Source organism: Streptomyces sp. NPDC028722, assembly GCF_040637655.1.
Classification (GTDB): domain Bacteria; phylum Actinomycetota; class Actinomycetes; order Streptomycetales; family Streptomycetaceae; genus Streptomyces.
The window spans coordinates 19,326-27,047 of sequence record NZ_JBEZWU010000046.1; the positions used below are offsets into that span (position 1 = coordinate 19,326).

The window sequence follows — 7,722 nt, forward strand, 5'->3', positions numbered from 1 at the left end:
GCCGCGGCCGGCGCCCCCGACGCCCGCCCGCGCCGCCGGCCGCTCTCCGGGGGCACGCACGCCGACGGCCCGCTCCCCCACGCACGTTCCGCGTCGTGGCGGAGAGGGACTTGATCTCCAGCGGCAGCGAGGGCACCGGAACGGCAGGCAGGAAACGGCCGTGGCTGCCGTCGAGGGCCCGGCCCGTGCCCTCCGCCGGGAGCCGCGCCACGGCGCCGTCCGCCGAACTGGCGGTGCGACACGTGGGCGGCGCATGGCTGGTGCACCCGGACACCGGACCCGACCGGCGGTCCCTGCTGTTCGCCGCCGGCCTGGCAGCCGACCCCGCGTACGCGGTGGTCGTGGTGGACCTCCCGCAGGAAACGGCGCTGGAAGCGGTGGAGGAGGCCGTGGCGCGTGCGGTGCCCGCCGGTCCGCGCGGCCTGCGACTGGTGTTCGGCAGACCTCCGGCGCAGGGACCCGCCGCCGCGGGACGCTGGCTGGCCGGGCGCCTGGGGCGGGAGGTGATCGTCCCGGACGGTGTGCTGCTCCCGTCCGCCGGAGGTGCCCTGTTCATCGGGGCGGACCGGGGCCGCGGCTGGGTGCTGTGCACACCGGAGGGCCAGGAACGGTACGTGTCCCGCCGCTTCCCCCGGCCCGCGTGGGACGAGACCCTGCCCGACCGGCCCTGGCCGGTGGGGGCGTCCGCCGTGGCCGAACCGGTGAGCGCCGGGGTGTGGCTCCGCCCGGCGCGTGAGGACGCCGCCCAGCACCGGCACCGCCGCTACCTGGCCGCCCGCCTGCGCGGCCGGGGCGATGCGGCCACCGTGGTGATCGGCACTCCCGGCGCTCCGGAACCGGCGCCGGAGGAAGTCGCGCACTTCTGGCGGGGTCTGCCGGAGGACGCCAGATCCACGATGCGCGTCGTGCTGTCCGGGCGGGTGCCGACGCCCGGCGGCCGTCCCTTCGGCGAGACCCTCGCCGCCCTGGTCGGCGAGCCCGTACACGTCTACAACGGTTTTCCCCTCACCGACCCGGTCGTCGGCCACGAGCCCCTGAACGAGGTGACGCTGCCGGGGCCGGACGGGACGCCGGGACGCCCCGTCTTCGCCCGTGAGTACCTCTGTCTGCCGCCGGAACCGGGGGGACCGCCGCACCCGTCGCTCGCGGTCGACCACCGCTGGCCCCTCGACCATCTCTCGATGCTCCGCCGGGGCCTGTACCGCGGCGGAGCCGGCGTGGTGCTGGAGGTGCTCCCCTGGGGCCTGTGGATACGGCCCTCCGTCGAGCCGTCGTCCGCCGACGAGGTACGCGCCGCTCCGCCCGATCCCCACCACGAGCTGATCCTGTGCGACGACAGCGTGCCCGAGGTGCTGCCCCGGTCGCAGCAACTGGCCGAGGAGGTCATCCGGCGCCTGCCTCCGGAGACCGGTCTGCTGGTGCGGGTGCTGACCGCCGGCCGGCCGTGGGGTGCGCAGGCCGCCCGTCCCGGGCCGGCGGTCCCGCGCCCCGTCCGCGCCGCGCTTCCGTCCGCCGCGGGCGAGCCGCGGCCCGAAGGGGCCGCGGCGGAGCCGGAGGCGGTGACGGGCGATCCGTTCCGCGGTGCGGGTTCCCCCAAGGACACCGCCATCGTCGCCCTCGCGCTCCAGCGCCACCCCGGGCTGGGCCGGAACCACGCGCCCGAGGTCGTCCTGGCGGGACTCCTCGCCGCCCGTCTGCAGCTGACCGTTCACGGGCGGCATGCCGAGCGGGAACGCGGGGGCCCGGGCGGCGAGGTGCCGCCGCCGACCGCGCCGGCCCTGGAAGGACTGGCCCTGCTGCCCGCGCACGACGGTGTGGTCGCGCTGCGCACCGACCTCACCGAGGCCGAGACGCGGTGGTACGGCACACACCGTCAGGTCATCGAGCACGGCGTGTGCTCGGCGTCCCTGACCGGCAATCCCGGGAGAGGGGGCAACACCGACATCGTCATCCGCTCGGTGACCGGCCGCCGTACGGCCCTGCTCGAACCGGAGGTGCCGGACCGGGTGCTGTTCCCGCCGGGGACGCGGTTCGAGGTCCTGGACGTCCGGGTCCGGCGGGGCGAGCGAACGGTCGTGCTGATGCGGGAACTTCCCTCCTCGGGGGACGGCCACGTCCGGACGATCGTGCGGGAACTCGAAGAGGCTCTGCGCGTCTGGCTCGCGGACGAGGAGAGCGGTCTGCCGCGGTGCGGCGCGCCGGACCCGTTCGCCCGGCCGCCCGGCCTGGGCGGCCGGGCCCCGGCGCCGGACGGATCCGGCGCCACGGCCCGCCCGGCCGCGCTCAGTGAGCGGTTCCGCTGACCCACAGGGTGGTGCCGTCCTGCTGGATCACCACATCGCCGTCGTCCTGGAGCACCAGCTCGGCACCGTCGTGCCCCGCGGTCCCGGACGACCAGGCCGTCTGGTCGTCACGGGTGTAGACGACGAGGTGACCGTCGGCCTGGAAGACCGTCTTGTAGCCCCGGCCCTCGGTGTGGGAGGACCAGCGGACCGTGCCGTTCTCGTCGGTGACGACCAGGTTGCCGTCCTCCCGCATGGACAGGACGGCCCGGTCCGACACGATCGAAGTGCCGGGCTCCAGGACCCGGGTGGCCTGCACGACCAGGCCGCCCACGGCCGGTGCCGTGGCGGTCTGCCCGGCGGAGGGGGGTGCCGTGGCGGTCTGCCCGGTGGAGGCGGGCGTGGTCCGAGCGGCCGGTGCCGTGGCGGTCTGCCCGGCGGAGGCCGGTGCCGTGGCGGTCTGCCCGGCGGAGGGGGGTGCCGTGGCGGTCTGCCCGGTGGAGGCGGGCGTGGTCCGAGCGGCCGGTGCCGTCTGGGCGGTGGGTGAGCCCTGCGGAGTCGTCGCGGGCTGACCGGCCGGTGTGCCCTGACCGCTCAGACTCCTGACCGTGACGGCCCGGGGCGGACCCGAGGGTGTCGTGGTGGCGGGCGAGGTCGCCGAGGGGCCGGGCACCGACGGGGCCGCGGCACGTGCCGCGGCCGCCGTCCGCGGCGGAGCGGTGCGCGGGGCGGCACTGCCGCCTCCCGCGGTGGTCAGGGCGACCCGCACCGGCGCGGGCGAAGCCGCCCGGGGCTCGGCGTCACCGGCCACGGGGTGGCTCTCCGGGCGCGCAGGAGCGCCCCCGGCCAGGGCTTGTGGGGCGTGCGGCGTGGAGCGGGGCGTCGACGGGACGTGGGGGTGCGGGGCGCGTATGCCGGGCCCCTGGTAGGGCTTGCCGGGTGACACGCGGATACCGGAGGCCGACGGGGCGGGCGTCGGGGAGGACGGCGCCGGGGACGAGGCCGACGGCAGGGAGCGGGAGCTGGTCTCGGGTTCGGGATGGGTCGGCACGTCGATGATGAAGTTCGGGTCGGCCGTGCCTGGCGACGGGGACTTCTGACCGGACGCCTCGAAGTCGGTCTCGTTGTCCTTGTCGTTGTGGCTCAGCGCCAGCGGCAACGCGACCAGCACCGCGCCGGCGACCGCCGCCGCGGCCAGCAACGGCCGCTGGCTGGGCTTGGTGTTGCCGGCCGGCGCGGCGCCTTCCGCCGTACCGCCCTCCGTGTCGGACCCCCCTGCGGCGGGCCGGCGCCGTTCGCTCCCCTCCGGCCGGCGGCCGGGTCGCGGGCCCTCCCCCGCGCCGTGCGTGCCCGCGTTCCGGAGTCCGGGAGCCGCCGTACCACCAGGAGCAGTCCGCGCGGCCGCCCCCGAACTCCCCCGCTGCGGCTCGTCGGTCCCGGGCGTGGCGGGGGCCGGGGCGGGCGGAGCGGACAGCACCACTGCCCGGCGCATCCGCAACTGCCCGGTGGCTTCCTGCTGCGCCCCGCGCCTTGGCGTCCTGCGCTCAGCGGACATGTTCTTCTCCTCTGCTGTGGGGTGGGTGCGTCCGGCACGGCGAGGCCGGTCGGCGTGGTCAGGCAGGGCTGTCCCCGTCCCGGGACGATTCGGCCAGCTGTCCGGCGAGCCGGGGCGGCCACGACGCGGCGGCGCCGGCTCCCGGGACCCGGTCCGCCGCTTGCGTGAGCGCCGCGAGGGCGCCCCTGTCCTGGGCCTCGTGCCGGCCGTCCCGGCCGGTGGGGTCGCCCTCGGCCAGCTCGCGCAGCAGCACCGTCATGGCTCCGGGCCGGCCCCGCGTGCCCAGAACCCTGAAGCGCGTACCGGGAGCGAAGACGACCTCCTCGCCCTTCCCCGTCGCGGGAGCCGGCGCCAACAGTCCGCGCACGCGCCGCCCGGTCACCGACCAGATGAGGTACCGGTCCGCTGCCGATGCGGGAGCCCCGTCCAGTGCCAGCGTGCCGACCGGCCCCGCCTCGCGCAGTTCCCTCCCGGGGGACAGCGTCTCCGCCTCCGCGGGGAGGACTCCGGCGTCGCGGACGACGACCCCTCGGTACGACGGCAGCCGTCTGAGACCGGACGACAGACAGGAAAGGCACGGCAGTACGTCGTCCGCCCCCGCCGCCAGGCGCCGTTCCAGCCACGCCCAGCTCAGCGGGCCGTCGCCGAGGGTGAGGAAGCAGCGCACCGCGACCAGGTCCGCATGCGCCTCCTCGTCGTGGCTGTGCGGGCGCAGCCCCGGCACCACCATCAACGTCCGGGTGACCGCCGCCTGTTGCTGCCACCACTGCTCACCGGCCAGCGCCCGCAGCGCCTGCCGGTCGGAAGGGCTGCTCCGGTGCAGCGGAGTGACGCGGACGGGCCGGGCGGCCCGGCGCACCGGGGCGGTGGGCGCGGGCGGCGGCGCCTGGGCGGCGGCCCGGCCGGGCCGGGGCGACGACGGCGGTGTCACGGGCGGTACCGAGGGCACCGCTGCGGGGGCCGTGCTCCGCGCGGGAGCAGGGGCGGGGGTGCCGGCCGGGGCCTGTGCCGGGGCCGCGGGGGAGGCCTGTGCCGGGGCCGCGCGGGAGGCCTGCCACCGGACCGGTACGGAACGGTCGCCCGGTGCGCCCACCGGACGGCTCGCGGCGAGCGCCTCGGCGAAGCCCGGCGGCACCGGGGCCCTCCGGGCGGCGGAGACGGACGCGACGGGGGTGTCGAGGACCGGCGCGGGCGGGGCGGCCACGCGCCTGACCCGCACACTCATCGGCGAAGCGTGCCACGGCGCCTCGGCGGCGGCAGCGTCCGCGTGCGGTGCGGCCGGGTCCGCGGTAACGGGCTCCTCCGGCCCCGCAGCCTCCTCCGCCTGGTTCTCGGCGGCGGGGCCGGCGGACGTGTCCCGGCGGTACTCCAGGGGTATTCCCCGTCGTTCGGTGACGCTTCGCAGCAGGCGCCGCCCCTGCGCGCTGCAACTGCCGAGCACATGGAGCGTGGTGCGCGCCTGCGCGGACGGCTCGAGTCGCTCCATCAGCGTGTCGAGCACGGGCCACAGCCCGTCGTCCAGCCGCTGCCCCGGCACACCGACGTGGACCATCATCGTCTCGCGTTCGAGTGCCCGTCCGGACGCCTCCGGAGGCACACCGCCGTGGGAACCCACCCACAGCCCGGCACGGGTGACGGCGACCCGCCACGGCGCGTGCAGCATCAGCGTGCCGTCCTCGGCGGCGGCCGGTCCGGCGACGGGCGGCCGCCGGACGAGGACGCGTGGTGCCGGAGCGGGCCCGCCGTGTGCCGGGAGGCAGGCGACGGCCTCCACATAGGGCCGCCACGACGGTTCGCCGTCCGCTCCGATCAGCACCACGGCCCGGTCGGTCCCCGTGCCGTCCGCCCGTTCCAGCAGGGCGGGAACCCCGCTCACGACCTCGACCTCGGCGCCGAGCAGATCGGCGGTCTCCTGGCCGGTGCCCAGGAGGTCGTGTCCGTCCCCGGGAACGAGGCGGGCGGTGGCCCGGGCCCGCGAGGGCAGGAGGGCCAGCAGCTCGGCCAGTGCGCGGGCGGGGACCGGGGGCGTGCCGGGGGTGCCGACCACGACGGCGAGGCGGTGCGCGTCCACGGGGAGCGAGGCAGCGACGGCCCGTTCGGCGTCCGGCACCCGTCCCGCCGTCCGTATCAGCACCCCCGCGGGCACCGGTTCCACCACGTGTCCGCCGACGGCGTCGGGCGTCAGGCGGGCCGCCGCGTCCTCCCAGCTGGGCACGGGATGGCGCAACCCGAGCGGCCGGGGTCCCAGACCGGGGCTGAACTGCCACCAGCCGTCGGGGCCGGCGGGGGTGAAGAGTGACCCGTCGGGCGCGACGACCACCGGACCGGCCGGGGCGATGACCTCGATCCCCCAGGTGTCGCTGATACGCCTCCCGGGAGCCGGACGTCCCGGCAGGTCGGCTCCTGCGCCCGCCCACAGCAGCCGCACGCCGGTGATGCCGGACCGGCGGTATCCGTCGAGCACCGGTGCGAGCTGCTTCCACAGGTCCGGGGTGTCCGGGAGGCTCGCGGCGACCACCACGGTGGCCTGGCCGGGGTCCCCGTCCCCGAGTGCCTCGACCGTCGCGGCGAGCCGTGCCGACTCGTCGGCGTCGGCGGCGAGCAGACAGACGGGTGCGGTCCGGGCCGGACGGGCCGTACCGCCGAGCCGGGGCACGATCGTCCGGAGGGGGCCGAGGCCGGTCGTCCATCGCCTCACAGGTCGTCGTCCGACGCGGTGGTACGCCTGCCCGGGGCAGACCCGGCGGCCTGTGGACCCCCGGCCGCCGCGGGGGTCGTCCCCGCGCCGCTCCACCGGCCTGCTCCGTCGGTCCGCTCCGGTCCGGTGGGCCGGTCAGGGGTCTCGCTCATGCCCTTCTCACCAGTCGCCGTGTGTTCGCTGCCGTGCTGCGCCTCCCCGGGGAAAAGCTGTTCACCCGGCACCGTTCATCGCAGCAGGCGCGCCCGCCCGACCACAAGGAACACGGCCCGGCCGTGCCCTTTCGAACGGCGGCTCGTGTCCGAGGGGACACAGTCTCCCCTCCGGTGGTGAGCCCGGCCGCGGCGGTCAGCTCCGCCCCCGCGCGGCCCGGGACGTGACCGAAAAGGCGGAGTGAGTGGCTCGCCGGGCAGACGGCCCGGCGAATCGCTGCGATGCCCGTCCGATTCTCCAATGATCGGCCCGGCACGGCGTCCGTCCCGGAGCATCCCGGCCCGGCGGGCGTGGCCGGCCTGTCCACCCGCCGACCTCCGGGTTCCGAGCCGAGGACCGACCCACAACACATGAGACCGACCAGGAGATTGCGTGTCCAACCGGAACCGGATCATCGCGGGCGGTGCCGTCGCCCTGGTGACCGTCACCTTGGGAGGTGTGTCCATGGCACTGGCCGACAACCCGGTCAGTACCCGGACCGTCTCCGGTCAGATGACGTACTACAACGACAGCGGGTACGGCGCCTGCGGCAGCGTGGTCGACGCGGCCGGCCAGGATCTTGTCGCCGTGTCCCACGAGTGGTGGACGTCCGCCGATCCCAACCAGGACCGGCTGTGCCGGGGTGTCGACGTCCAGGTGACGTACAACGGCAAGACGATCACCGTGCCCGTCAAGGACATGTGTCCCTCGTGCACCGCTGACCACATAGACCTCAGCCAGACCGCGTTCCAGAAACTCGCCCCCCTGGAGAAGGGGCTCGTCAAGGGCATCACCTGGAAATTCGTCACCCATGGCGGCGAAGCCATCGAACTTCCTTCCCCCTCACCCGAACCGGGGGGCAGCGGGGTGCCGGCGTCGGACGCGCCGGGCGCCCCGGGATTCCCGTCGCGGTATGCGGCTCCGTATGTGGAGACGTGGGGGTCGCCCGCGGATCTGGAGAAGGCCCGTCAGGCGGGTCTGCGGTACGCGACGCT

At 76.5% G+C, this 7,722-nt stretch carries 4 protein-coding genes; 2 read left to right on the forward strand and 2 right to left on the reverse strand.

Features of this window, described 5'->3' with window-relative positions:
• Positions 1-95: 95 nt before the first annotated feature.
• Entirely contained in the window at positions 96-2,303 is a 2,208-nt protein-coding gene (locus AB0F03_RS35710; RefSeq protein WP_362000104.1) for a hypothetical protein, read from the forward strand.
• Here AB0F03_RS35710 and AB0F03_RS35715 read toward each other — a convergent pair.
• The gene (locus tag AB0F03_RS35715) at positions 2,284-3,837 is read right to left on the reverse strand and encodes a hypothetical protein (RefSeq protein WP_362000106.1); all 1,554 of its coding nucleotides are present in this window, start codon (positions 3,835-3,837) and stop codon (positions 2,284-2,286) included. The genes AB0F03_RS35710 and AB0F03_RS35715 overlap by 20 nt on opposite strands.
• Positions 3,838-3,895: 58 nt before the next feature.
• Positions 3,896-6,535 (reverse strand): hypothetical protein, encoded by a 2,640-nt coding sequence (locus AB0F03_RS35720; RefSeq protein ID WP_362000109.1) that lies wholly within the window; start codon positions 6,533-6,535, stop codon positions 3,896-3,898.
• A 585-nt stretch (positions 6,536-7,120) separates the two neighbouring features.
• Between AB0F03_RS35720 and AB0F03_RS35725 the strand changes: the two genes are divergently transcribed.
• Positions 7,121-7,722 (forward strand): cysteine/serine endopeptidase inhibitor (locus AB0F03_RS35725; protein ID WP_362000111.1); only part of this gene is annotated, 602 nt, incomplete at its 3' end.